The sequence below is a fragment of the Actibacterium sp. EMB200-NS6 genome, from assembly GCF_001305615.1.
Taxonomy (GTDB): Bacteria; Pseudomonadota; Alphaproteobacteria; order Rhodobacterales; family Rhodobacteraceae; genus Actibacterium_A; species Actibacterium_A naphthalenivorans.
Map to the genome: position 1 here is coordinate 3,573,580 of NZ_CP010869.1, position 24,201 is coordinate 3,597,780.

General features: G+C 62.9%; 23 protein-coding genes. 7 read left to right on the top strand and 16 right to left on the bottom strand.

Annotated elements, in window-relative coordinates; translation table 11 throughout:
* Positions 1–10: 10 nt before the first annotated feature.
* From glf to TQ29_RS17405, 7 genes are all read right to left on the bottom strand, one after another.
* Positions 11–1,165 carry a UDP-galactopyranose mutase gene (gene glf, locus TQ29_RS17375; RefSeq protein ID WP_054540192.1) on the bottom strand — a complete coding sequence of 385 codons (1,155 nt, stop codon included), beginning with the start codon at positions 1,163–1,165 and terminating at the stop codon, positions 11–13.
* Positions 1,166–1,908: 743 nt separating this feature from the next.
* Positions 1,909–2,178, bottom strand: coding sequence for a hypothetical protein (locus tag TQ29_RS17380; protein WP_207642722.1), 270 nt, complete (start codon positions 2,176–2,178; stop codon positions 1,909–1,911).
* Between the two features lie 81 nt (positions 2,179–2,259).
* Positions 2,260–2,922 carry a YjbF family lipoprotein gene (locus tag TQ29_RS17385; RefSeq protein ID WP_054540194.1) on the bottom strand — a complete coding sequence of 221 codons (663 nt, stop codon included), beginning with the start codon at positions 2,920–2,922 and terminating at the stop codon, positions 2,260–2,262.
* On the bottom strand, positions 2,919–5,066 hold the full coding sequence (locus tag TQ29_RS17390) for a YjbH domain-containing protein (protein ID WP_054540195.1): 2,148 nt from the start codon (positions 5,064–5,066) through the stop codon (positions 2,919–2,921). Before TQ29_RS17390 ends, TQ29_RS17385 begins: the two co-directional genes overlap by 4 nt.
* A gap of 115 nt (positions 5,067–5,181) precedes the next feature.
* Entirely contained in the window at positions 5,182–7,065 is a 1,884-nt protein-coding gene (locus TQ29_RS17395) for a nucleoside-diphosphate sugar epimerase/dehydratase (protein WP_054540196.1), read from the bottom strand.
* A gap of 250 nt (positions 7,066–7,315) precedes the next feature.
* Positions 7,316–7,927 (bottom strand): sugar transferase, encoded by a 612-nt coding sequence (locus TQ29_RS17400; RefSeq protein WP_054540197.1) that lies wholly within the window; start codon positions 7,925–7,927, stop codon positions 7,316–7,318.
* Positions 7,924–8,808, bottom strand: coding sequence for an NAD(P)-dependent oxidoreductase (locus tag TQ29_RS17405; protein WP_054540198.1), 885 nt, complete (start codon positions 8,806–8,808; stop codon positions 7,924–7,926). The genes TQ29_RS17400 and TQ29_RS17405 overlap by 4 nt, the downstream gene beginning before the upstream one ends.
* Positions 8,809–8,913: 105 nt before the next feature.
* Between TQ29_RS17405 and TQ29_RS17410 the strand changes: the two genes are divergently transcribed.
* Positions 8,914–10,038 carry a polysaccharide biosynthesis/export family protein gene (locus tag TQ29_RS17410; protein ID WP_054540199.1) on the top strand — a complete coding sequence of 375 codons (1,125 nt, stop codon included), beginning with the start codon at positions 8,914–8,916 and terminating at the stop codon, positions 10,036–10,038.
* 21 nt (positions 10,039–10,059) lie between these two features.
* On the opposite strand, the gene TQ29_RS17415 is transcribed toward TQ29_RS17410, so the two are convergent.
* From TQ29_RS17415 to TQ29_RS17430, 4 genes are all read right to left on the bottom strand, one after another.
* Entirely contained in the window at positions 10,060–11,883 is a 1,824-nt protein-coding gene (locus tag TQ29_RS17415) for a M10 family metallopeptidase C-terminal domain-containing protein (protein ID WP_162231839.1), read from the bottom strand.
* A gap of 320 nt (positions 11,884–12,203) precedes the next feature.
* Positions 12,204–13,331 carry a 3,4-dihydroxy-2-butanone-4-phosphate synthase gene (gene ribB / locus TQ29_RS17420; protein WP_054540201.1) on the bottom strand — a complete coding sequence of 376 codons (1,128 nt, stop codon included), beginning with the start codon at positions 13,329–13,331 and terminating at the stop codon, positions 12,204–12,206.
* A gap of 298 nt (positions 13,332–13,629) precedes the next feature.
* Positions 13,630–14,313 carry a GntR family transcriptional regulator gene (locus TQ29_RS17425; protein WP_054540202.1) on the bottom strand — a complete coding sequence of 228 codons (684 nt, stop codon included), beginning with the start codon at positions 14,311–14,313 and terminating at the stop codon, positions 13,630–13,632.
* A 147-nt stretch (positions 14,314–14,460) separates the two neighbouring features.
* Positions 14,461–15,015, bottom strand: coding sequence for an NADPH-dependent FMN reductase (locus TQ29_RS17430; protein WP_054540203.1), 555 nt, complete (start codon positions 15,013–15,015; stop codon positions 14,461–14,463).
* A gap of 135 nt (positions 15,016–15,150) precedes the next feature.
* Between TQ29_RS17430 and TQ29_RS17435 the strand changes: the two genes are divergently transcribed.
* The 4 genes from TQ29_RS17435 to TQ29_RS17450 all read left to right on the top strand — a co-directional run bounded on the left by TQ29_RS17435 (position 15,151) and on the right by TQ29_RS17450 (position 18,895).
* Positions 15,151–16,008, top strand: coding sequence for a fumarylacetoacetate hydrolase family protein (locus TQ29_RS17435; protein ID WP_054540204.1), 858 nt, complete (start codon positions 15,151–15,153; stop codon positions 16,006–16,008).
* A gap of 60 nt (positions 16,009–16,068) precedes the next feature.
* Complete coding sequence (locus tag TQ29_RS17440) at positions 16,069–16,665, top strand: VOC family protein (RefSeq protein WP_054540205.1); 597 nt, start codon at positions 16,069–16,071, stop codon at positions 16,663–16,665.
* Positions 16,666–16,806: 141 nt separating this feature from the next.
* The gene (locus TQ29_RS17445; RefSeq protein WP_235974459.1) at positions 16,807–17,676 is read left to right on the top strand and encodes a 3-keto-5-aminohexanoate cleavage protein; all 870 of its coding nucleotides are present in this window, start codon (positions 16,807–16,809) and stop codon (positions 17,674–17,676) included.
* A 232-nt stretch (positions 17,677–17,908) separates the two neighbouring features.
* Entirely contained in the window at positions 17,909–18,895 is a 987-nt protein-coding gene (locus tag TQ29_RS17450) for a transporter (RefSeq protein WP_162231840.1), read from the top strand.
* A gap of 54 nt (positions 18,896–18,949) precedes the next feature.
* Here TQ29_RS17450 and TQ29_RS17455 read toward each other — a convergent pair whose 3' ends face one another.
* Positions 18,950–19,771 (bottom strand): SDR family NAD(P)-dependent oxidoreductase, encoded by an 822-nt coding sequence (locus tag TQ29_RS17455; RefSeq protein ID WP_054540208.1) that lies wholly within the window; start codon positions 19,769–19,771, stop codon positions 18,950–18,952.
* Between the two features lie 388 nt (positions 19,772–20,159).
* On the opposite strand from TQ29_RS17455, the gene TQ29_RS17460 reads away from it, so the two are divergent.
* Positions 20,160–20,885, top strand: coding sequence for an alpha/beta fold hydrolase (locus TQ29_RS17460; protein WP_082386708.1), 726 nt, complete (start codon positions 20,160–20,162; stop codon positions 20,883–20,885).
* A gap of 27 nt (positions 20,886–20,912) precedes the next feature.
* Here the strand turns inward: TQ29_RS17460 and TQ29_RS17465 are convergent, their stop codons facing one another.
* A complete protein-coding gene (locus TQ29_RS17465; protein WP_054540209.1) occupies positions 20,913–21,302 on the bottom strand; it encodes a helix-turn-helix domain-containing protein in 390 nt (129 codons plus the stop codon).
* Positions 21,303–21,421: 119 nt separating this feature from the next.
* Here TQ29_RS17465 and TQ29_RS17470 point away from each other — a divergent pair, with 119 nt between their 5' ends.
* The gene (locus tag TQ29_RS17470; protein WP_054540210.1) at positions 21,422–22,279 is read left to right on the top strand and encodes an NAD(P)H-binding protein; all 858 of its coding nucleotides are present in this window, start codon (positions 21,422–21,424) and stop codon (positions 22,277–22,279) included.
* Positions 22,280–22,322: 43 nt separating this feature from the next.
* On the opposite strand, the gene TQ29_RS17475 is transcribed toward TQ29_RS17470, so the two are convergent.
* From TQ29_RS17475 to TQ29_RS17485, 3 genes are all read right to left on the bottom strand, one after another.
* A complete protein-coding gene (locus tag TQ29_RS17475) occupies positions 22,323–22,733 on the bottom strand; it encodes a MaoC family dehydratase (protein ID WP_054540211.1) in 411 nt (136 codons plus the stop codon).
* Entirely contained in the window at positions 22,723–23,169 is a 447-nt protein-coding gene (locus tag TQ29_RS17480) for a hypothetical protein (protein ID WP_054540212.1), read from the bottom strand. The genes TQ29_RS17475 and TQ29_RS17480 overlap by 11 nt, the downstream gene beginning before the upstream one ends.
* Positions 23,170–23,284: 115 nt before the next feature.
* Entirely contained in the window at positions 23,285–24,163 is an 879-nt protein-coding gene (locus TQ29_RS17485) for an alpha/beta fold hydrolase (RefSeq protein ID WP_082386709.1), read from the bottom strand.
* Positions 24,164–24,201 lie beyond the last annotated feature (38 nt).

Consider the following 24,201-nt stretch of genomic DNA (forward strand, 5'->3'; position numbering starts at 1 on the left):
CCCCCCGGCCTCAGAGCGGCTGCACGGCGAAGGCGGGCATTTTCGTGCCGGCCTCACGCGCGTCAAGGAAGGCGCGGGCGGTATCCAGCGCCTCGCGGATGGTGACGTCCATATCGAGGTAACGATAGGTGCCCAGCCGGCCAACAAAGGTCACGCCGTCGGTTTGCGCGGCGCGCTCGACATAGCGGCCCAGCAGCTCTTTCTCCTTCACCTGGCGGATCGGGTAATACGGAATGTCGTCCGGCTCTGCGGCGCGCGAGAACTCTCGGTAACAGACCGACCCCTCGTGGCTTTCCCAGGGCGCGAAATGCTTGTGCTCGGTGATGCGGGTGAAGGGCACCTCTTCCTCACCATAGTTCATCACGGCGCAGCCCTGATAATCGCCCTCGAAGGTGAAGCGCTCGAAATCCAGCGTGCGATAGCCCAGGCGGCCGAGATCGAAATCGAACCAGCCATCCAGCGGCCCCGAATAGAACACATGGTCATATTCGGCCGCCTGATCGCGGGTGAAGCGGGTGTTCAGATGTACGGTGATATTGGGATGGTCGAGAATGCGCTCCACCATCACGGTGTATCCGTTTTCCGGCATGCCCTGAAACCGGTGGAAGAAATAATTATCGTCATAGTTGAAGCGCACCGGCAGCCGCTTGAGGATCGAGGCCGGGAGTTCGGTGGGCGAGCAGCCCCACTGCTTTTGCGTGTAGCCCTTGAAGAAGGCCTTATACAGATCCGGCCCGACAAAGCGCAGCGCCTGATCTTCGAACGTCTGCGGTTCGGTGATCGTGGTATCGGCCTGCTCTTCGATAAAGGCGCGGGCCTCATCCGGGCGCATTGTCTTGCCATAGAACTGGTTGATCGTATGCAGGTTGACGGGCAGCGAATAAACCGCACCGCCAGAGGTCGTCTTGACGCGGTTCTTGTAGGGCATGAACGTTTCGAACCCGTTCACGTAGTTCCACACCTCTTCATCATCGGTGTGAAAGATGTGGGGCCCATAGACATGCACCATCACGCCGGTATCCGCATCACGCTTTGAATAGCAATTACCGGCGATGTGGTCGCGGGCATCGACGATGGAGATGTCATAGCCTTGTTCGGCCAGATAGCGGCCGATCACGGCGCCGGACAGACCGGCCCCAACCATCAAGAGTTTGCCCGATGACATATGTTAGCTCCTCATTTCTGTCAGACCTGGGACCGTCTGTCTTTTACCCAGATACCAGCACCACGCCGGCATGGAAGTGAACGGGACGCGAGGCCGGCGCGGTTCCGCCGACGGCTTGCGCGCGCCCTGTCGTCAGAACAGCATTCAGGGCTCTCAGGACAGGGGAAAATTCCGGCAAGGTCGCGGCAGCGGTGCCCGGACCATGGCCTTTTGCCGGCCCGTCGGGTTTCACGCCCGAGTTCAAGCGCCGCCCTCCGTGGCGGTGGCGCCGGCCCTTTTCAGCCGCGGCGCAAAGGCGAATTTCCGGGAATGCGCCACTATCCGCCGCGCAGGCGGGCCATGGTGGCTTTTCCGAAAATCGGGCCAAAGCCGGGCGCCTGATTCATTGTCGGGAAGAACTGTTTTAATCATCATTTCTTGTCATAAATCAGTCCCACGAACGCTCTCACTTATCAGTGATTGACGGGAGTTCGACAAGCCCTTGGCGAAAAATTCCGCGCCGAAAGGAGCTTTTCTGCCCAGCCTGAAAAATCGGATTTGGGGGGGTGAGCCCGGGCAAACGAATCAATCGAAGAAAGATCTTTACCCTGTGCGGCCACGTATCGGCGCGGGGCAGATACAGGCCTACGTAACGTCAACTGTTTCCATTCCGGCGCCATACGGGGCCCGCCGAAGCGCTGAGGGTTACGCAGCACAAAAGATGGGCCCTGACAGGCCCATCTTCACAGCAGATGACCGAGTGCTTACTTGGTCGTGGTTGTTGTGGTGGTAGTCGTGGTAGTCGTGCTGCTGCTGCTGTCGTCATCGGCGACAATGGCAACAAGCAAGAGCGCGCCAACACCCGCAGCGATTGCGCCGGTGCTAAGACCACCAACAAGCGCCCCGTTGGGGGCACCGGGGGTTGCGACCACCGTGGTCTCTGTCTGCGCCTGGGAAACAATCTGCTCTGCAGCGAACGCAGGAGCCGTTGCCAAGGCGAGGCAAGCGAAAGCCGGTACGAGAACTTTCTTCATGTCGTACTCCGTGAAATCAATTGAACTCTGTGACTGTAGGTAGCACATTTGCTGCGACTGCAAAAGTTTCTATTCCTCGAATTAATCTTTTAGTTTCTGCAGTTCCAAAAAACCCACAGTCTCGCTGACCCATTGCACAGATTTTCGCATCTGCCCGCCGGCATCGAACCAGTAGTCGTTAACAAAGCTCTGCCCGGCCCCGTGGCAGGATTCGCTGATATGGCGGGCGTTGTAGTGGTGCCCGAGCAGCACGATATCCTCCGCCCCCAAATCGCTCAGATCGCAGGTGTATTTCCGCCGGATCGTCTGCTCATCAGGGCCGATGTGATAATATTCGCGCTGCGTGACCCCGGCCGCGGCAGCGATTTCGGCGCTGTCAGGTGTGCTGGCAGACATCAGATCTTCGCCCAGCCCGCGCGTGGCGCGCAGGACGCCGTCCCGAATGATCACGGTGATCTGGTCGGCGGTTACCCAAGTGACGTCAGCCCCGTTTTCGCCGATCGGGAACAGCAGGGCCTGGGCACCCCGGCTTTCCAGACGGGCCAGATACAGCGGCACCTGAATCGGTTCGATCATATCGCGGGTCAGGGCCGGCGGCGGGGCGGCACCATGCTCGTCCACGCGCTGTTTCAACGCATCCAGCGCCAGCAGCACCGGATGCTCTCTGCGGTTGCCGTCGGATGAACAGCCGGCAAGACCGGCTAGGCCCAGGGCAAGCGGAATGACAAACCAGCGGTGTCTCATCGCCACACTTTCCCCCATTGCGTATCGAGCCGCTCCCGGTGGTAGCCGTTCACCAGCCCGAAAAGCCGCCCGTTCACGGCCAGCCGCGCGCCGCCGTCGCGCGTGATCGGTCGCACCGTATTCGAGAAGGCCGCGCGCGATGGCTTGCCCGTCAGCCAGGACATCGGGATCACCATGAAGATCCCCTTGTCGAACGAGCCTTCGCCGAATTCCTCGGCCGAGACATCGGTAAGCGTGGCAAAGCCGCCGACCCGCCAGCCATTGGCGAACACACGCTCGAGCGTCAGGGTCGAGCCCCAGTCGCCGGCCAGATAGCGCCCGGCATCCACCTGCGCCTGATAGCCACTGCCGAAATCGTAATAGGCAGAGAGATGGCCCGTCGTGATCTCATAATCCTGAAAGCCGAACATGCCGTCGAAATCGCGCTGTCTGGTCCGGTTCACCTCTGCCCCCAGGCCCAGACGGCTGTTCACCGGTTTCCACAAAAGCTCCGCCGACACGCCGCCGAACATCCGCTCCAGATATCCCGCCGTCACCCGGCCATAGAGATCGCGGGCGGGGTGCGAATACCATGCCATCGTCAGGGTCTCGATACCCGGATCCCCGTCGCGGACGTATCTGGGGGTTTCGGTGCGCACATGGGGCAGGACGGAATTGTTCGGCCGCTCGAACTCATCCAGAGTTCCGAACAGCCGCTTGGTCAGCGACCCCGACAGGGCAAGCCCCGGCGCGAATTCATACTCTGCGGAAAGCCGCAGGCTCAAGTCGGCGCGATAGGGTTCGGCAGGGTCGAACAGCTCCTGTTGCAGATAGGGGTTCAGCGACCAGTTGAACCGGGGGTAGAGTTCATCGGCGCGCTCAAGCTCGGGCGGGGTCGGATGTGCGGCGGAAATATCCGCGACGCTGCGCAGCCGCGCGGCGCCGTTCGGCGCGTTTTCCAGCGTTTCGACATCGGTGCGCCGCAGCGTGACCTTCGCGGCGGGAATGCCCTGCTCCACCGGCACGATCTCGAAAGTCTCGACAGAGGGCGGCATGGTACGGGTCAGGATGCGGGCGGCGCGGCCGATGGCCTCTGCGTTATTGTCATAGCGCAAGTTGCGCAGCCAGAGCTGAACCCGGTCGGCCGACACCGCCATCGCCTCCAGCGTCAGGCCTGCCTCGTTCAGCAGCGCGGCGGTATTGGCCCGCAAAATCTCGCTTCCATCCGGTTGCAGCACCCATTCCTCGGTCCATGCGTCAGGGTTGGTGGCGCGATCGGGCCGTGGCTGAACCGGATAGGTCGCCACCCCGAAATCGCCGCCGCCGGGGCGGTTCCTGGGGTTGAACGAAAACTGCGCATTGATCCCGATCTCGGAGCCGTAGAGGTAATAGGCCCCGACGCGCCAGTATTCCGACGCCTGATATTCCATGCCGAAATTCCACGGGCTCTTGTGCTCGAAAACCTTCTGCCGGGTTTCGAGCGTGTAGGCATCGGAAGAATATTCGGCCTTCAGGCCAAGCCGGTCGGTCGGCTGCCATTCGACCCCGGCGAAGGGGGCGGCCGGGCCACGGAAGAACAGATCCGCGTTGAGATCGCCGCCGGTATCCTCCTCGATCCGTGGCCGGTCGCCAAACGGAGAGCCGAAGGATTCATAGGTTCCCAGCCGCCCCCAGCCCAGGCCGGCCGTCACCGTGAGGTTCGGCCGCAGGTGTTTTGTCGCCACCAGATACTCGGCCGAGGACACACCCGTGCCGGCGAAATCCTGCAGGCCCACGGTGAAATCGGGCAGATAGCGGCCTTCGTCGAGCAGCCGGTACCGGGCATCGAAGCTGCGGTCATAGTAGTCACGGAAACCGGCATAGTTCAGATCCTTGGTGCCGGTATAGCGAAAGCTGCCCGAAAGCCGGGAAGAGATCTGGAAGGTCAGCGTGGTGCGCGTCAGCCCGGCGAAATTCGACACTGTGAGCGAGAGCTGGCCGTCCGGCTGGCTCTGGGCCGTGGGCATGTCGATCAGGCCGGTCACGCCGTAGAAGTTGAGCGTCGGGCGCCCCGCCGGCGGCGTGTCGGCCAGCGTTTCGCGCGGCAGCGCCAGCGCGGCGATCAACAGCGCCCCTCCCCGGGCAAAGCGCCGGCGCCCGGCACCGGTCTGTTCTAGTGTCGTCATCACCGCCCTCGTTCCCTGCGCCACGCTTGCCAATTCCCCGGCGTCATTCAACCCCGCCGGGGCCTGCGCACGATTTCGCCTTGGGTTTTTTTGATTTTTTGCGCCTCAGTGATGCTCAGGACCCACGCGCCGCGTCCGGCGGCACATAGCCCTCGACCCAGCGCGACACCACTTCACGCGCGGCCCCCTCATCGCCGGCGGCCACCGCCTGGCGCAGGGCGCGCAGGGCGCCGGCCACTTCGATCTCGGAAAGCCAGGCCTCTTTCGCCCGCAGGATCTTGGGGTGCGGCGTGGTCAAAAGCCCTTCGCCGATCAACAGTTCTTCATGCATCTTTTCGCCGGGGCGCAGACCGATCGAGACGATTTCGATATCGCCATCCGGGTTGTTCTTGTCGCGCAGGGTATAGCCCGACGCCTCGATCATCTGCAGCGCGAGGTCGCGGATCTTTACCGGCTTGCCCATGTCCAGAACGAAGACATCGCCGCCTTCGCCCCTGCCCCGCTCGAACGACCCGGCCAGCAGCACCAGTTGCACCGCCTCGCGGATGGTCATGAAATAGCGGGTGACATCCTCATGCGTGAGTGTCACCGGGCCGCCCTTGGAAATCTGATCGTGAAACAGCGGAACCACCGACCCGGAAGAGCCTATGACATTGCCGAACCGCACCATCGAAAAAGATGTGCTGTCCGAGCGCATGGCCAGATCCTGCACCACCAGTTCCGCCAGCCGCTTGGACGCGCCCATGACATTGGTGGGCCGCACCGCCTTGTCCGATGAAATCAGGATGAACCGGTCCACCCCGGCCTCGCGCGCCGCTTCGGCGATGGTGCGCGTGCCCAGCACGTTGTTGGCCAGCCCGGCCAGCGGGTTCGCCTCGACCAGCGGCACGTGCTTATAGGCGGCGGCGTGAAACACTGCATCCGGGCGGTATTCGCCCAGCACCTTGCGCGCCATGCGCGGATCGGTCGTCGAGCCCAGAACCGGGGTGATCTCTGTCTTGCTGTCTTCGGTCAGAGTGCGCAGTTCCATGTCGACGGTATAAAGCGCCGCCTCGCTCATCTCGAACAGAACCAGCCGCGCCGGGCGGCACAGCAAGAGCTGCCGGCACAGCTCCGACCCGATGGAGCCACCGGCCCCGGACACCAGGATGGTCTTGCCGCGATAGGTGCGCCCGCCGGTGCCGAACTGGCGGTCAAGCTGGGCGCGGCCCAGAAAATTGGCGGGCACGACCGGGGTCAGCTTGTCGACCAGCGCCTCTTCCCCGACCAGCTGCGCAAAGGACGGCAGCACCTGAACCTCGACCCCGAGTTTCTGCATCTTGCGCACGATCTGCGCCAGTTTCGGCGGCGAGAGTGACGGCATGGCCAGCAGAACGCGGTTGATTTCCTTTTCCTCGATGATCGACTTGATCTTCACCGGCCGCAGCACCGGCAGACCCGCAACGGTCATGGATTGCATCGCCGGATTGTCATCGACGAAGGCCACCACCTCGATCCATTCATGGGTTTTCAGCGCCGAGGCAAGCTGCATCCCGGTGGTGCCCGCACCATAGATCAGAACCCGGCAGCGCGGCTGGGCGCGGCGGTGCAGCGCCAGAAGCGCCTGAAGCATCACCATCTTGCTGCTGGCCGACAGGACCACGAAGATCAGCCCGAACACAAGGCTGTTGCCCAGCGGAATATTCTGATGGCTGATCCGGCCCAGCGCGACGTTGACCACCACCAGAAGCACACCAAAGATCGCCGTCTTGCCCAATGCACGGGTTTCATAGGCCTTGAGCTGAATCTTCGGAATGCCCAGCCACATCGCTATCGGGATGCCCGCGAGGATCTGAAACGCGATCAGAAGCGAAATATCACTGAGCATCGCCAGGGATGGGGGGGAATTGCTGAACGCAGTCAACGTCAGAAGCTGCGCGACCAGAACCAGAACCAGGTCAACACACAGCAAGAACGCCCATTTCTGAGAGCGCGACAGGGAGTTTACGAGCTTTAGCACGGCAGCCGATGTCCCATATTAATTGCTTAATTCTTAGGCAAGCTCTCCGAGGGCGGCAAGCCTAGAATTGCTGCATCTGCAAAATAGGGTGTTTTTCGCCGATTCTCGTAAATTTCTGATGCAGATCAGCCGCTTTTGGCACAGGTCTCATGCTGCTTTTTGCTGAACCTACGGCCCGGTCCGGCCGGTGAAACCCCATGCTTGCCGGGCGATTCTGCACCGCTGGCGCCAAAGCAGGCAGGCCGCCCGGCTATCGCCGCCGCACCATGCGGGCCGCCGTTTGCCACAGCAGGGCGATATCGCCGCAAAGCGACTGATGTTTCTGATAGATCAGATCCAGCCGGGCCTTGCGCGGCACGCAGGCACGGGAATAGACGGCGTCGGTGTCCTCGGCGGTCTTGCAGCGGGCCAGAAGCCGCTCTTCATGGCTGTGATAGACCAACGTCGCCAGCCCGGTGATGCCGGGGCGGCTGCGCAGAACCTCGCCATAGAGCGCCGGAAACCGCTCTACATAAAGCCGCAGCGGCGGGCGCGGGCCGACAAAGCTCATGTCACCCTTCAGCACGTTCCAGAGCTGCGGGATCTCGTCCAGCCGAAACCGGCGCAGCACGTGGCCCATGCGTGTTACCCGGTGCGCCTTGTCGCCGCCCGATACGCCACTGTCGGCAAGATCAGGCTTCATCGTGCGCAGCTTCCACAGGCGGAAGGGCCGGTCGACGCCCTTCATCCGCTCGGAGGTATAGAACAACGGCCGCCCGTCCAGCGCCCACATCGCCACCAGAAGCACGGCCAGAAACGGGGCCATCAGGATGCCGAGAACAAGCGCCAGAGCGATGTCAAAAAGCCGTTTCGCCATGGTCATCCCTGCCCGTATCTTTGCCATTCCGCGGCCATGGTGGCCGGATCGCTGTCAGCCTCGGTGAACCGGTGTAACCGCGAAAGGCGGGTGACATCCAGCGTCACCGACTGCCGCGCCTCGGGCGGGGCGGGGCTCCAGCGCCAGTCGCGGCCCCACGCGGCCAGAAGCTGTTCCATGGCCACCGGGCGCGGCCCCGCGACGTTGAGGGTGAAGGGCAGCGGGGTGCCGGCGCGCGCATGGGCCAGAAGCGTCGCCAGCACCCGCGCGAAACCGCCCGCACCCATGTAGGAGCGTTCGGGCCCGCGCCCGTCGGCGAACTGGTCGAGCACGACGGGCTTGCCGGTGGCGGCGGCCTTTCCCAGCAGATCCGACCCGGCGATATTGCCGATCCGCAGGCAGGTGACGCCCGTGCCCGCCTGTTCGGCCTGCGCCGCCGCCGCCTCCATCGCGGCCTTGGCGGCGCCATAGGGATTGGTGGGGCCCAGCGCGCTATCCTCGCTCAGCGGGGCGGCGGAGGGCGCGTAGACGGCCTGAGATGAACACAGGAACACATGCCGCGCGCCCGCGGCCGCCGCGGCCTTCATCCCGGCCAGCGCCAGCGCGGTGTTTGCCGCGTAATCGGCACCGGGGCCCGGGGTGACGCCAGCCAGAACCACCACGGCATCCAGCGGCGCAAGCACCGGAGGCGCCTGTTCCAGAATGCGCCATGTCAGCCAGTTCCGCACGCCCTCGGGCGCCGGGCCGCGCCCTTGCCACAGCGGCGCGATGCTGGCCGGCGGCTGATCGGCCCAGACCGCCCGAAGACTGCGCCCGACCAGCCCGGTTGCGCCCAGCACAAGCACCGTCTGCACATCCTGCGGCGCGGCGCGATATTGATCACTCATTACCAGCATTCCGGTTGACCAGATGGTTCCTCTTAGTATCTTGCGGCGGACGCAAAATCCATGGGCCGGAACGGAATGCCCGTGGAATATCGTCGGGGGACGTGAATGTCAGATATCGGACGCCGCCATTTTCTGGCGATCGGGGCAGGGGCGCTTGTCGCGGGCTGCGATGTGCCGCGCGGGGCGGCGCGGGAAAACGAGATTCTGAAAAGCGCCGAAAAAGACACGCTTTCGGGCTATGCGATCTACCCGGTCAGCCGGGCCTTTCTGCCGCAGGCCGCGCTGTGGCCGGTAACCGGCAGCGGCCCGCGCGGCGACTGGATCGCCCGGCAGAAGGGTGCGCAGCATCAGATCATCGCCCCCGGCGACAAGGTCAATCTGGTGATCTGGGACAGCGAGGATAACTCGCTTCTGACCGCGCCCGAGCAAAAGGCGGTAAGGATGGAGGGCATGACCGTGGCGCCCGACGGCACCATCTTTGTGCCCTATGTCGAAGCAATCCGCATTTCCGGCATGACGCCAGAGACCGCCCGCAGCCAGGTTCAGGAGAAGATGGAGGCGATCATTCCGTCGGCCCAGGTGCAGCTTTCGCTGGACACGGGACGGCAGAACTCGGTCGATCTGGTCGGCGGCGTGGCCTCGCCGGGCAGCTATCCGCTTGTCGACCGCGACATGACGGTGCTCAACCTGATCGCGATGGGCGGCGGCGTGGCGTCGGGGCTGCAGAATCCGCTGATCCGGCTGATCCGCAACGGCACGCTTTACGTCACCACGGTGTCGCGCCTCTATGCCAACCCGGCGCTGGACACGACGCTGCGCGGCGGTGACAAGGTGATTGTCGAGGAAGATCCGCGCCGCTTTCTGGCGCTCGGGGCTGCCGGGCGCGAGCAGCTTGTCCCGTTTCCGAAAGACGACGTGACGGCGCTGGATGCAATGGCGCTGATCGGCGGGGTATCGGATGCCCGCGCCGATCCGAAGGGGGTTCTGATCCTGCGCGAATATCCCCCAAGCGCCACCCGCGCCGGGGTGCAGGGCCCGCGCGAGACCCGCGTGATCTTCACCATTGATCTGACCACGGCCGACGGCCTGTTCAGCGCGGGCAAGTTCGGCGTCAACCCCGATGATCTGGTTTACGTATCCGAAAGCCCGCTCAACACGATCGATACGATTTCGCGCATTCTCGGCAACATCCTTGGCGCCGGCGCGCGGGTGAACAACGTGGCCAACTGATCGCCACGTTACCGCGGCGGCTCAGGCAAAGGCGATGTCGGTGTAAAGCTGATCCAGCGCCGCGACATTCTGCACGGTCAGGGTGCTGCCGTCGTCGAAGGCGAAAACCGCATCACCGGCCACGATGCTGGCAAAATGGTCGACCACGTCGCGCGCACCCAGATCGGCGGTCCAGAACCCGTCATCGAGCAGGATACTGTCCCTGCCGCTGCGGAAATCGGTGATCGTGTCGTGGCCGGCGTTGAAGATGAACACGTCGCGCCCCTTGCCGCCGGTCAGCGTATCGTTGCCCGCCTGGCCGTTCAGCCTGTCATTGTGGCTGCCGCCGCTCAGCGTATCACCGCCGGCGCCGCCCAGAAGCTTGTCGCGCCCGGCATTGCCCAGCAACGTATCCTTGCCCCCCGCGCCCAGCAGCTTGTCGCGCCCCTCCTGCCCGGCCAGCCGGTTCGCGGCGCCATTCCCCTGCACCCGGTCATTGCCGGCGCCCGCGATGAATTTTTCGATCACGGTGCCTTCGGCGATCAGCAAATTACCCCGCAGCCCCATCACGTCGGAAATGCCGCCCGCGCGCAGGTCGACGCTCTGGTCGAACTGGTCGGGGCGCAGGTCGATCTTGTCGATGCCGCCACTGTCGTAGAGGGTCACGGCCACGGGCGTGTTTCCGTCCACGAAACGCGAACTGCCGCCATCAACAATCACGTCGAACAGTGTTTCCAGATAACCGCCGGCGTTGGAGTTGTGTCCATATCGGGTGTTGCCGGCATGGGCGTTTCCTTCGCCATAGATCGCCTGCGCGGCGATGATATCGGCCATCATCGGGGTCACGGCAAAGGCTTTGCTGGCATCGACATCGGTATTGTCGGACTGGCTGAAATACGACATCAGCGACATTTGCCAGCTATCATTGGCATACTCGTTATCGACGCCATAATCGGCGGCGGTATTGTAATAGCCCGCGTGGCCCAGCCCCAGCGCATGGCCGGTTTCGTGCATATAGGCCTGAAAGCTGTAGCTATCGATCGTGGTGCCGTGGGTCTGCAGCATATCGGTGCCGATATTGACGCTGGCCGACAGGATTTCAGTACCGCTTATCATGGAACTGGCAAAACCACCCGCCCCGCTTTCGGAATAGATGATATCGGCGGCGGCCGTGGTTTCCTGGAATGTCAGGCCGGTGACATCGGCCCAGGCGTCAAGCGCCCAACGGGCGAGCTGTTGCCCGTCGGCGGACAGGGCGGTCAGGTTGACGCTGACGACATTGGCGGGTCCGGGGACGAGCGCATGGGGGATGCGCCCCGCGTCCAGCCAATAGCCGGTGGTCAGATATTCAGCGATATCGCTGGCGCTGAGGATTTCGGCGGTGTCGGGGGCCGCGACCTGCCGCAGGGCCAGCGCGTATCCGCCGGTGTCGCTGATGCTGGCCGAGCTGGTGTAGTGGCTTTGCGCCGCCAGATAATAGGTGCCGCTGCTTGTCGGCGTAAAGGTAAGTTGCGAATTGGCGCTAACGCCGCTGTCGTCGTTCTGAAGCAGAAGGCTGCCGTTTCCGGCGTGGATCTTGAGCAGCGGATCGACCACCGCGCCGGTGCTGCCCTCGCCATAGAGATCGACGACATAGCTTTCACCGGCCACGAGCGTCACGGCGACCCAATCGGTATCTGCGCTGTCGGACAAGGTGCCGTGAAAAACCTGATCGGCGGCAAGGCTATAGGCGGTCTGGCTGCCGGCGGCGGCATCGGCGAGTTCGGTCAGGCCAATGCTGTCGTCATAGGCGTTGATCGCCGCGCTGGCGGTATCATAGGGGCAGGGTTCGGAGTGGGCGCGCAGCATGGCGCAGGTTGTGCACATCGGTCCGGGGGCCTCGTTCGCAAGCGATATCGGTTTCGGCGCGCAGATCTTGCGCGGGGCTATTGTTTCCATTTCTGACGGGGAAATCGGGCAGAAGTTTGGCCCCTGCCGCGAAATTCACGGTGCAGTCGGCGCTGCGCAAATGATGCGCAAATATTGGCCATCCGTCGGCCTGCCTCGCCCGGAAGCTTCCAATTCCGGGCGCACGCTCCGATGCCCGAACGGGCGAGGTGGCCGCAGAAAACACGGCCACCTCTGCGGGCCCCTGGGGCCTGTCTTGTTTCCGCGCTATGCAGGCCTCGATCGTGATCCTGACAGGATCAGTCGATCGGGCGTTCACCCAGAATCGTCAGACCGTAGGCATCCAGACCGACAAGGCTGTGCTGCGTGTTGGTGAGCAGAATCATCTCATGAATGTCCAGCTCCGCCAGGATCTGGGCGCCGACGCCGTAGTCGCGCATGTCATCGTCGGGGGTGTTCCGCTCGCCGCGGTGCATCTGGATCGCGCGCGAGATATAGTCCTGCCCGACCTTGTTCAGAACGACAACGACGCCCGCCCCCTCTTGCGCGATCATCTCCATGGAGCGTGACAGCAGATCGCTGCGCTCGCCCACTTCGGCGAACAGATCGGCAAAGGGGGTGATCTGATGCATCCGCACCAGCATCGGCTTGTCGGGATCAACCTCGCCCTTTTGCAGCGCGAGCTGTTCGCTGCCGTCGGCGCGGTTGCGAAAGGCCTTGACCGTCCAGTCGCCGCCCCAGCGGCTGTTGAATGTCTGTTCGGTCAGAAATTCGATGATCCGGTCATGTTTGCGGCGATAGGCGATCAGGTCGCGGATGGTGCCGATCTTGAGATTATGCTCTCTGGCAAACCCGATCAGATCGTCGAGCCGCGCCATCGTGCCGTCTTCCTTCATGATTTCGCAGATCACGCCCGCAGGGGTCAGACCGGCAAGCCGCGACACATCGACGGCGGCTTCGGTATGTCCGGCGCGCACCAGAACGCCGCCATCCCGCGCAATCAGCGGAAACACATGGCCCGGCGTCACGATATCGTGGGCCGTCTTGCCCGGGTCGATCGCCACATTGATCGTGCGGGCCCGGTCGGCGGCGGAAATACCCGTTGTCACACCTTCGCGGGCCTCGATCGACACGGTAAAGGCGGTTTCATACTGGGTTTCGTTCTTCTTGCTCATCAGATCGAGGCCCAGCGCCTCGATCCGCTCTCTTGGCATCGCAAGGCAGATCAGGCCGCGGCCGTACTTGGCCATGAAGTTGATCGCGTCGGGTGTTGCCATCTGGGCGGGAATGACCAGATCGCCCTCGTTCTCGCGATCCTCGTCATCGACCAGAATGAACATCCGGCCGTTGCGCGCCTCTTCGATGATTTCTTCCGGGCTCGAGATTGCGCTGCCGCGAATCGTGCCAGGCTCAGCCGGTTTGTTCATGTCTTCCCTCCGCGTTTTATCCGACGGCCGAATGATCCGGGTCTCCGGATCACGGCCCGCCGTATTGGCAATCTTGCTAAGAAGATCTCCCCTCATGCTTCTGCACCTCCCAATGCCTGCCCGTATCGCGGCACATCATGTGACACCTCACGGGCTGTAGATCGTATACTGATTTGGCCCGCCAACACGTGGTTCCCCGGCGTTTCCCCCAAGGAACAAAGGGCCGTCGTCTTCAATTTCGTCCTTCTCGCCACCGGCCGGAAACGCTCCGGCCCGCGTTTCGGCCGCCCCCCCCCGGCTACGCGATCTCGCGTTTCAGCGTCTCCGTCATCTCCAGAACATCGCTGGTGGTGCGGCTGAAATGCGCGGCCAGTGCGGAGCGGGCCGCCGCCGTATCCCGCGCCAGGGTGGCTTTCATGATGGCTTCATGCTCTCGCCCCACATCGCGGGCGCGCGGCGCGCGGCGCAGCGATACCGACCAGTGACGATAGCGCTCGCTCTGGGCGTAGAGCTGTTCGCGCAGGCGCAGCAACAAGAGGTTGGGGCAGGCGGCCACCAGCGCGTTGTGAAAATCGCTATGGGCCACCGACCAGTCGGGGTTGAGCGTCTGCTGATCGTTCGCATCCTGTTCGGAAATACGGCTGAGCCGGTGGAAGGCCGCTACGATATTGCCTTCCCAATGCACGTCTCCGTGCCGGATTGCCTGTTCCAGACACAGGAACTCGATCTCGATGCGCGCCTCTGTCAGGTCGGTGAGTTCCTTGCGTGAGATCGGCGCTACGGCGAACCCCTTTTGCGGCTCCATCAGCACGATGCCGTCCGCCACCAGGCGCGACAGAGCCTCGCGCGCGGCCCCAAGGCTGACCTCGTATTTCGCGCAGATGTCATTGATCTTGATCTTGGCCGAGGGTGGAATACGGCAGGCCAGAATATCGGCGCGCAGCCCCTGATATGCTTGGCCGGCTTGCGTCTTTTGCGTCATGTTCCACCTCGTTACCCGATAGTCGGCCAAGAGCCATAGCGATCCCCGCGCTCAGGGCAATGTATTTTTTTCGCTTATGTGCACTTTTTGGCAAGCCCGTGCCCTGCGGGAAGGAACATGTTTCCGGGCCGCTGAAATCGCGGGCGATCAGCCTCGCATTTTGGCCACATACCCCGCGAAACGATCGATAAACTCTTTCAGGAAAGCCTCTGTCGATGCCTCGCTGACCACGCCTGTTTCACTGATGAGATCGGGGGTCTTGAAGCTGATATAGCATTCGCCCGGCAGCACATGGGCCCGCAGGACAGACAGGACCTGGCGCAGATGCTGCTGGCCCACGGCCGTGCCGATCGCGCCGGGCGAGGTGCCCGCCATCGCCACGGGCATGTCACGCCAGACGTTCTTGTCGCCCGGCTTGGACACCCAGTCGATTGCATTCTTCAACACGGCGGGGATCGAGCGGTTGTACTCCGGCGTCACGATCAGCACCGCGTCGGCCTTGGCCAGATCCGATGCCAGGCGGTTCACGGCCTCGGTTCGCGCCGGTTCGATATCCTGATTGTAAAAGGGCAGATCATCCATCCGCAGCTGGCGAAAATTCAGGCTGTCCGGCGCGAGCCGGACGATAGAATCAGCCAGCCGCTGGTTGAGCGACCCGGTGCGGAAACTGCCCACCAGCAAAGCGACATCATATTTCGACATGGTTGTTCCCCTGAGTGACGTGCCCCGACCCTACAGAAAAATCCGCCACTCAGTCAAAAATATATTTTCTAGTTGACTTCATAAGGCCCTTCCCCGACTTAGAGTCGCAACAAAACGGAACAGAGGGGATCCACGATGCGGTTTGCATCCATTTGCAAAGACGGGAAAACAGGCATCGCGCTTGCAGACACGAACGGCGGCTGCAAGGCCCTTTTTGAAGGCGATGCCGGCTATCCCGGCACTCTGGATGACATCATTGCACAGGGTCCGGAAAAGCTGACCGAGGCCGGCAAAGCCCTGGCCTCCGCCCCGGACATCGACGCCGGCACCATCGAATACCTGTCGCCGCTGGTGAAATGCCCCAAGATCATCTGCATCGGCCTGAACTACAAGGCGCATGCCAAGGAAAGCGGGATGGAACTGCCCGAGTATCCGGTGATTTTCGGACGCTACAATTCCAGCCTGATCGGCCATGGCGCGCCGATCATCCGGCCGCGCGTGTCCGAGCAGCTTGACTATGAAGGCGAACTGGTCGCAGTGATCGGCAAGGGCGGGCGCGACATTCCCGAATCCGAGGCGCTGGACCACGTGGTCGCCTATTCTGTTTTCAACGACGCCTCGATCCGCGACTATCAGCTGAAAACCCATCAGTGGACCATCGGCAAGACCTTCGACGATACCGGCGCCTTCGGCCCCTATCTGGTCACCACGGACGAGTTGCCCGCGGGCTGCAAGGGCCTCAAGCTGGAAACGCGCCTGAACGGTGAGGTGGTGCAAAGCACCTCTCTGGACGACCTGATCTTCGATGTGGCCAAGCTTGTGTCGCTGCTGAGCGAGGCGATGACGCTGGAACCCGGCGATCTGATCGTCACCGGCACGCCCTCGGGCGTCGGCATCGCGCGCAACCCGCAGCTGTGGATGAAGCCCGGTGACGTCTGCGAAGTCGAGATCGAACGGATCGGGGTTCTGAGCAATCCGGTGGCCGCCCAGTAAGCCCGAATGTGAAAAGCGATAGCCGGCGGCGTGTCGCTGGCCCGAGAGGAGGAGAAAGAAATGACCGACACCATCATTCATCCGAAGATGCACCACGTGAACCTCAAGACGATCCGTCTTCAGGAAATGATCGACTGGTACGGCAAGGTGATCGGCACCCGACCGCTCCACCAGTTCGAAGGCGGCGCATGGCTGTCGAATGACGAGGCCAACCACCGTGTGGCGCTGATCGCTGCCCCCGGCCTGAGCGACGATCCCGAGAAGGTGACGCATTGCGGCATGCACCATTCGGCCTTCGAATACGAATCGCTCGACGATCTTCTGGCCAGCTGGGAACGTATGGACAAGCTGGGCATCAAGCCGCACATGACGCTGGATCACGGCATGACAACGTCGTTCTACTATCTGGATCCCGACGGCAACAGCGTCGAACTGCAAAGCGACAACTTCGGCGACTGGAGCGAATCGGCGGCCTTCATGATGGAGTCCAAGGAATTCTCGGCCAACCCGATCGGCGTTGCCGTGGACCCCGCCAAGATGCTGGCTGCGCGCCGCGCCGGCGTTTCGATTGAAGAGGTGCAGCGCCGCGCCTATGCCGGCGAATATCCCGCGACCGAGCCGCAGGACCCGCGCATGCCGATCGAAATCCCGGCCTGACAGGCCGCGCCGATCCGATAGCGATGCCGGCCGTTCCGCGGCCGGCGTTCACATTTCAGCTCCGAAGGAGGCCCGAGAGTGAAGCGCCAGAGCAAAGTCATCATCAGTTGCGCAGTCACGGGATCGATCCATACTCCCACCATGTCGCCCCACCTGCCGATCACGCCGCAGCAGATCGCCGATCAGGCCGTGGGTGCGGCGCAGGCGGGCGCGTCGATCCTGCACCTGCACGCGCGCGTCCCCGAAACCGGCGAACCGCTGGCCACGCCCGAAGGGTATCAGCGGTTCCTGCCCTCGATCGCCGAGCGCACCGATGCGATCGTGAACATCACCACCGGCGGCGGGCTTGGCATGTCGCTGGAAGATCGGTTCGCCGCCGCGAAATGGGCCGCGCCCGAGCTGGCCTCGATGAACATGGGGTCGATCAACTTCAACATCTCGGGCGCCGCCAGGCGCTTTCCGGAATTCAAGTACGACTGGGAAAAGCCCTATCTGGAACGCACCGAGGATTTCATCCTGTCCAACACCTTCGCCCAGATCGAATGGGGCATGAAAGAGCTGGGCGACCTGGGCACGAAGTTCGAGTTCGAGTGCTACGACGTCGGCCATCTTTATAACCTGGCGCATATGGCCGACCGCGGGCTGGTGAAGGCCCCGTTCTTTGTGCAGAGCATCTTTGGCATCCTGGGCGGCCTGCAGCCCGAGCCCGAGCATCTGATGCACATGAAAGCCACCGCCGACCGGCTGTTCGGCGAGGACTACCTGCTGTCGGTGCTCGCCGCCGGGCGGTTCCAGACCTCGATGGTGACGATGGGCGCGATTCTGGGCGGCAACGTGCGGGTCGGGCTGGAAGACAGCCTGTACCTGTCCAAGGGCAAGCTGGCCGAAAGCAATGGCCAGCAGGTCGCCAAGATCCGCCATATCCTGGAAGAACTGTCGCTCGAGATCGCAACGCCGGACGAGGCGCGCGTGATGTTGGACACCAAGGGGCGTGCAAACGTCGCTTTCTGACCCGCTACGCGCAACGCTGAACTAAGTTAGAGCCTGCTGAACCGCGACGTATTCCGCCGCGGTTTGGCGCGCTGACTTGTGCCTAAAAGACTGTAATCAATCATAATAAATAGTCGCTTCTATCCGCGACCTACCTTTCGAAAGGTTCAGATCGTCGCGCCGCGCGTCATAATCCGTGGAATGGGAGAAGAAGCAAAACACCCATAACCATCTCACTGGGAGGAGAGAGAAGTTGAAGACAGCAATAAAATTGGCAGCCGCGCTATCTTGCGCTCTGATCGCGGGCACCGGTCAGATCGTTCACGCAACCGAAGGCGGGCAGTTTTACGGCCCCATCGGCGGTGTAGACCAACGCGCCTCGCTTATTCCGCCGCCCGGCACCTATGGCCGGTTGCGATATGTGACGGTCAGTGCGCCGCAACTATCCGGTCTTGACGATGAACCCAGCCCCTATGTGGACGAATTCGACCTAACGGTCACGCTTTACAACTTCTCCCTCATCAAGGTCTGGGACCGAGAGCTTTTTGGTGGTCGCTGGGCGTCGATCTGGTCTTCGTCTTTCTCCAACAACGAGCTCTCGACTAATGGTTCGGGCGACAGCACATTCGCTTTCCACGATTCCTATTTCGAGCCGATCTTCTGGGGCAAGTACCTGGGGCTCAAAGGGGCAAAGCCGCCGTCGGCCGACCCGAGCACGTGGACCATGCGCTATGGCCTGAGCATCTCTGCCGGTCTGGCCTTCAACCTACCCACGGGGAACTACGACGCGGACCGGAACTCGCAAACCAGCAGTAACACGACCATCATCATCCCACATGTGGACATGACCTATCAGACCGGTCCCTGGTGGGCGGATGGCACCGAGTTCAGCGCGCGCCTGTCCTACAACATCTCGACCAAGAACGACGACACCGGATATCAGAGTGGCGATGTCATCGGTCTGGACGCATCGGTTTCCCAGCGGTTCGGCAATTGGCAGATCGGTCCAAGCCTGACCGTGGCGAAGCAGATCACCGACGATGATTCCGAAAACCCGCTCGTCAAAGCCTCGTTCCAGAACGGCAACAAGTTCACGCTTGTGCAGCCCGGCATCGTGTTCACGCGCAGTTTCCCGAAAAAGCGCATGGCCGCGTCGTTCAAGGTGGTGACAGACGCCTATGTCGAAAATCGCATCGACGTCGATTACGGCTTTATCGCGGCAATTGGCTTCACCTTCTGACGGCAAGCAATATCGAATGGAAAAGGGCGGGTCGTTGACCCGCCCCTTCTTCGTTCAGCCCTCGGGCTGATCTGCGGCGAACATCCGCATCATATCCGCGAAGATCGGCGAATGCGCGGTGAACCCGCCATCCACGGGCACGGCCGCGCCAGTGACGAACCCTGCGGCGTCCGAGGCCAGGAAGGCGATGACCTCGCCCACCTGCTCGGGTGTGCCGATGAAGGGGGTCAGGTGGTGCTCCTCGATCATCTTGCGCGCCTCTTCGGGCATACCGACCTTCAGCGCCTCGGTCATCACGAGGCCGATCACGGCGGCGTTGGCCCGGATGCCCTGCTTGCCGTATTGAGTCGCGATATAGCGCATCAGGTTGTTCAGCCCCGCCTTCGACGTGCCATAGGCCGGGTTGGTCAGATCGCCCTGCAACCCCTTGCCCGAGCTGGAAAAGACGATCGAGCCGCCACCGGCCTGAATCATGTGCGGGATCACGTGCTTGCAGCAGTACATCGCGCCGCGCAGGTTCACCGCCATGGTCTTGTCCCAGGTCGCGGCCTCCATATCGGTGATCATCGCGTCCTGCGCCATGAACCCCGGATCGGTCATCGCCGCGTTCGATGCCAGCACGTCGATCTTGCCGAATTTCTCGGCCACCGTCGCGGCCATGGTGGCCACCGTCTCTTCCTGCTCAAGATCGGCGGGCACGGCCAGCGCCTCGCCCCCTGCCCCGGTGATGGCAGCCACGGTATTTTCCAGGCTCTCGACCCGGCGCCCGACAACGGCGACCTTCGCCCCCCGCTGCGCCATCAGCAGCGCCGCCGCCGCCCCGATGCCCGATCCGCCTCCGGTTACGATCGCCACTTTGCCGTCAAGTTGTGCCATTCTCATCTCCCTTGGTTTGTTCGTTTCGCCTGTCGCGGTGCGCCGTGACCGGCGCGCGACGACTCGGCGGTAGTGCACTGTGCCCCGAAACAGACGCCCCGGCGGCCTGTCTCGCACCTATCCATCGGAATGCCATTTTCACCCGGCCGAGCGAAAACGCGCCCCCGGCCCCTTCAACAGCCCCTTTTTCGCCCGCGCCTATCGGGCGACAGGAGAGGGCGCGCCGGATAGACGCAATGGTATCCACGCGCGGGCAAGCAGCGCCCTGCCCGTCGCATGATCCGCAAAACGCGGGAGGAGACCTTGGCACAGGGCAGGCGCAATCCGCCGAAGCCTTTGCCGCGATCCGGCCCCAGGGGGACGGGTCCGCAGATCAGGAGAGGCAAGAATGACCACATTCGTATTGATGCATGGCGGCGGCATGGGCGGCTGGACCTGGAGATATGTGCGCGAGTTGCTGCGCGCCGAGGGCCACGAGGTCTTTACGCCCAGCTTTACCGGCTTTGCCGAACATGTGCACCTGATGAGCCGAGACATCACCAACGCGGTGCATGTGCAGGACATCGCCAACCTGCTTGAGGCCGAAGACCTGAAAGGCGTCGTTCTGGTCGCGCACAGCTATTCCGGCACCGTCGCCCCCGGTGTAGTCAAGGCCCAGCCCGACCGCATCAAGCGCGTGATCTATCTGGATGCGATCGTTGCCAACAGCGGCGAGCGGATCAATGCCCTGCTGGGCATGGCCCCGGACGAGGTCGAAAAGCTGGATACCATGCTGGCCGCAGGCGAGGGCCCCATTGGGTCGGGCGTGCACGAGATGCAGCGCGGCATGGCCAAGGAGCACCCCTTCCTGATGCCGCCCGAGCGTCAGGAATGGCTGCTGGATCACCTGTCGGACATGCCCCTGCGTTGCACCGTCTGCCCGGTCGAGGTCGGCGCCGAAGCACTCAGCGTTCCGGTCGATTACATCGCCGCCGAGCATACGATGATGGTGCCCATGCACGCCCGCGCAAAAGAGCTGGGCTGGACCATGCACAGCCATCCGGGCGATCACGCCTTGCTGGTGGGCGATCCCGAAGGCACCGCCAAACTGATCATGGATATCGCGGCAAGCTGACCCGGGGCCGCCGTGACCTGCCCCGGCTCACCTTTCCTGCGCGGCGTCATACTGCGCCTGCGCCGCCGTGATCCGGGGGCGGTTCTGCTCTGCCCAGCGGGCCAGCGCGCTCAGCGGCACGATCAGCGACTGGCCGGTTTCGGTCAGCGCATATTCCACCTTCGGCGGCACGGTCGGATAGACCGTGCGCGTTACCAGCCCGTCGCGCTCCAGCCCGCGCAGGGTCAGGGTCAGCATCCGGTGCGACACGCCATCCACGGTGCGCATGATCGCGTTGAACCGCATCGGCCCCTGCGACAGCACGCCGACCACCATCACGGTCCACTTGTTGCCGATCCGCTCAAGCACCCGGCCCAAGGCGCGGCAGTCGGTTTCGGCTCCATCGGCGGGGCCGTTCTGCGGTGTGATCTGGGCCATGGTCTCTCCGTTGTCGGTTCGGGGGCGATACGCACATTCTTGTGCGTTCTTGTGCGGCAAAGGCAATAACGATGTAATCGTTACGAACAAATTGTTATCTTCATGAAAAGGAACATCCCATGAAAATCGGTGTCAGCGGCGCAAGCGGCCATCTTGGCGGAACCCTGCTTTCCGAACTTTTCACGCGCGCCGAAGGGGCCGAGATCATCGGCGTCTCGCGCACCCCTGAAAACGTGGCCGCCCCGGCGCAGGGGCGTTTCGGCGACTATGACAAACCCGAAAGCCTGTCCGAGGCCTATGCCGGTCTGGACGCGCTTGTGCTGATCCCCAGCGCCGATGTGCGCGAGGGCGTCCGCGCCCGCCAGAACGTCGCCGCGATCGACGCGGCCGTCGCCGCCGGGGTGGGCCATATCGTGCTGATCTCGGGCACCGGCACGCGCAAGATGCCCGAGCCCCACATCTGGGCGCCCTACTTCGCGTCGGAACAGCGGCTGATGCAGACAGCGCCGAAATGGACGATCCTGCGCATGAACTACTATACCGAGGCCCTGGCGGACGAGGCCAAGATGTCGGCCGGCGCGGGCGTACCGCTGACCGGGCTTGCGGAAAACAAGGTGGCTTTCGTGTCGCGCGACGATGTCGCCGCCGCCGCCGCCGGCATCCTGACAAGCGAGGGGCACGACGGGGCGATCTATGCCGCCTGCGGCCCCGAAAGCCTGAGCGGAGCAGAACGTGCCGCCATCATTTCAGAGGTGCTTGGCCAGCCGGTCACCTTCATGGCCATCCCCGAAGAGCACCTGCGCGGCGGGCTGGCGCAGGCCGGGTTGCCTGAGGATATCGTCAATGCGGTTGTGGCGATCCAGCAGGGCTTTGCCATGGGCGGGTTCGACATCGTCACCGGGGATGTCGAGAAGCTGACAGGCCGTCCGCCCGTCAGCTTCCGCGATGCCCTGAAAGCCGCGCTGGCGGCGTCCTAGGCATTTGGCGGGCCCTGCCATGGCGCGGGGCCCGTTCAACCTGTCAGGTATTGGGTACCGCCACCACGGCCGTGCCCGAAATGACCACGCTGCGTTCGTCGGCCTTCAGCGCGAAATCGCACGAGACGCGGGTTTCATCTCCGGCCTGCTCAACGCCGGTGACCGTCGCGGTGGCTTCGACCGCGTCGTCTTCATAGACATTGTCCACAAAGCGGTTGGTCATCGAAACGATCCGCCCCTGCGGGAAATTGCGCATCAGCATATCCATCACATAGGCCACGTTGATCGGGCCCTGATTGATCAGCCGCTCGCCCAGGCCCTTGGCCTTCACGACCTCGCGGTCCAGATGGATCGGGTTGGGGTCGCGCAGGATCGGGGCCCAGACCTTCATGGTCTCGGGGCTTACGCTTTCGATACGATAGGCGGGCAGCTCAGCGCCGATTTCAATCTTCATTCTTTTGCCCCCGCGGAAAGATCCAGGAATTCGTGGCCGAGCACATGCGTTCGCCGTTCAGCCGGTCGAGATGCAGCGTATAGGTCATGATATCCATGATCCCCAGCTTGCGGCTTTCCTTGCGCACGATGCTGTCGATCTGGCCGCGCACCTGATAGGGTTCGCCCACCATCAGCGGCGCGTTGAACGACGGGTTGCTGCCGCCCATCATCGGGCCGTCCTCGATATCGAAGGCGCAGACGTTGCACAGGCCGGCGACGGTTTCGCCCATGGCGACCTGAGTGGCGATGTAATAATAGATCGGGTGTGCCTTTCCCTCGGGGTCGGGGGCAACGCCCAGGGATTCGCACAAGTCCCGGTTTTCGTCGCTCTCGATCGTGTATGTCTCACCGTCGAGCGAATAGCCGGCGACATCTGGAAGATCCGGTATTGTCATGTGGGCTCCTGCATTGGGTTCACGTCAGCCGCAGAAAACGAAGTTCCGCGAGGGTGCGGCATCGCATCTAACCCGGCGCTCGCCACGGCACACCTGCCTGCCGATAGGCCGCGTATCACCTGCCGGTGTTTGCTTTCAGGAACGCCAGGGTCGCCGCGCAATAAACATTCAGATCCTGCGCCTTCATCAGATGTCCGCTGCCCGGAATGCTGACAACCTCGGCCGCGGGCTGACATTCGCGGAAATGCGCGACGCTCTGATCCGTGACCAGATCGCTGTCGGTGCCGCGCACCAGCAGCGTCGGCACAGCCAGCCGGGCCGCCGATTCCGAAAGCCGCGCCTCGAGATCGGGCGGGGTGAAAAACCCATCCGACCCGACCCGGGGATCCCAGCGCCAGTAGAACCGCTGATCCGGCCCGATCCGAAGCAGGCCGCGCAGCTTGAAGAAATTCCGCGTCATACTGCGCTCGGCATATTGATCCAGTGCCGCACCGGCCTGTTCGATGCTGTCGAACCCATCCCGGCTTACCCGGAAAAAAGATCTGACGCGCTCTATGCCGGCCGGATCAAGCCGCGGGGCCAGATCCACGAGCACCAGATTTCGCACAAGATCGGGCCCCAGCGCGGCGGTGGCCTCCAGCGCGACCCGGCCGCCGAACGCGGCGCCCACGATGCTGGGGCGCGACGGCAGTGATTCGATGATGGCTTTCAGATCACGCACATGGGCATCGAGCGAATAATCGCCGTCCGGGGCCCAATCACTGTCGCCATGTCCGCGCAGATCATAGGATAAAACCGAAAACCCGTTGCCGACCATATTGCGGATCGCCCGGTGCCACGAGCGCCGGCTTTGTCCGCCCCCGTGCAGAAAAAGCACGCGGTGCTGCCAGGGATTTCCGGCAAGATCCACGGCGAGCCGGAACCCGTCAGGTACGTTGATATGGCCCGATACGACGGCAGCATCCGCGTCTGAATGTTTCTTAACGACTGCCAAACGTCTCTCCCGTCAGTAAAAATCGGCGCCTGCGTTAC

Excerpts from the sequence above, each read along its gene's own strand:
- TQ29_RS17430 (WP_054540203.1), bottom strand. The coding sequence starts at position 15,015 with ATGTCGAAATATGATGTCGCTTTGCTGGTGGGCAGTTTCCGCACCGGG.
- TQ29_RS17460 (WP_082386708.1), top strand. The coding sequence starts at position 20,160 with ATGACCACATTCGTATTGATGCATGGCGGCGGCATGGGCGGCTGGACC.
- TQ29_RS17475 (WP_054540211.1), bottom strand. The coding sequence starts at position 22,733 with ATGAAGATTGAAATCGGCGCTGAGCTGCCCGCCTATCGTATCGAAAGC.
- glf (WP_054540192.1), bottom strand. The coding sequence starts at position 1,165 with ATGTCATCGGGCAAACTCTTGATGGTTGGGGCCGGTCTGTCCGGCGCC.
- ribB (WP_054540201.1), bottom strand. The coding sequence starts at position 13,331 with ATGAACAAACCGGCTGAGCCTGGCACGATTCGCGGCAGCGCAATCTCG.
- TQ29_RS17465 (WP_054540209.1), bottom strand. The coding sequence starts at position 21,302 with ATGGCCCAGATCACACCGCAGAACGGCCCCGCCGATGGAGCCGAAACC.
- TQ29_RS17470 (WP_054540210.1), top strand. The coding sequence starts at position 21,422 with ATGAAAATCGGTGTCAGCGGCGCAAGCGGCCATCTTGGCGGAACCCTG.
- TQ29_RS17400 (WP_054540197.1), bottom strand. The coding sequence starts at position 7,927 with ATGACCATGGCGAAACGGCTTTTTGACATCGCTCTGGCGCTTGTTCTC.
- TQ29_RS17440 (WP_054540205.1), top strand. The coding sequence starts at position 16,069 with ATGACCGACACCATCATTCATCCGAAGATGCACCACGTGAACCTCAAG.
- TQ29_RS17445 (WP_235974459.1), top strand. The coding sequence starts at position 16,807 with ATGTCGCCCCACCTGCCGATCACGCCGCAGCAGATCGCCGATCAGGCC.
- TQ29_RS17480 (WP_054540212.1), bottom strand. The coding sequence starts at position 23,169 with ATGACAATACCGGATCTTCCAGATGTCGCCGGCTATTCGCTCGACGGT.
- TQ29_RS17415 (WP_162231839.1), bottom strand. The coding sequence starts at position 11,883 with ATGTGCACAACCTGCGCCATGCTGCGCGCCCACTCCGAACCCTGCCCC.
- TQ29_RS17380 (WP_207642722.1), bottom strand. The coding sequence starts at position 2,178 with ATGAAGAAAGTTCTCGTACCGGCTTTCGCTTGCCTCGCCTTGGCAACG.
- TQ29_RS17435 (WP_054540204.1), top strand. The coding sequence starts at position 15,151 with ATGCGGTTTGCATCCATTTGCAAAGACGGGAAAACAGGCATCGCGCTT.
- TQ29_RS17385 (WP_054540194.1), bottom strand. The coding sequence starts at position 2,922 with ATGAGACACCGCTGGTTTGTCATTCCGCTTGCCCTGGGCCTAGCCGGT.
- TQ29_RS17410 (WP_054540199.1), top strand. The coding sequence starts at position 8,914 with ATGTCAGATATCGGACGCCGCCATTTTCTGGCGATCGGGGCAGGGGCG.
- TQ29_RS17390 (WP_054540195.1), bottom strand. The coding sequence starts at position 5,066 with ATGACGACACTAGAACAGACCGGTGCCGGGCGCCGGCGCTTTGCCCGG.
- TQ29_RS17405 (WP_054540198.1), bottom strand. The coding sequence starts at position 8,808 with ATGAGTGATCAATATCGCGCCGCGCCGCAGGATGTGCAGACGGTGCTT.
- TQ29_RS17425 (WP_054540202.1), bottom strand. The coding sequence starts at position 14,313 with ATGACGCAAAAGACGCAAGCCGGCCAAGCATATCAGGGGCTGCGCGCC.
- TQ29_RS17455 (WP_054540208.1), bottom strand. The coding sequence starts at position 19,771 with ATGGCACAACTTGACGGCAAAGTGGCGATCGTAACCGGAGGCGGATCG.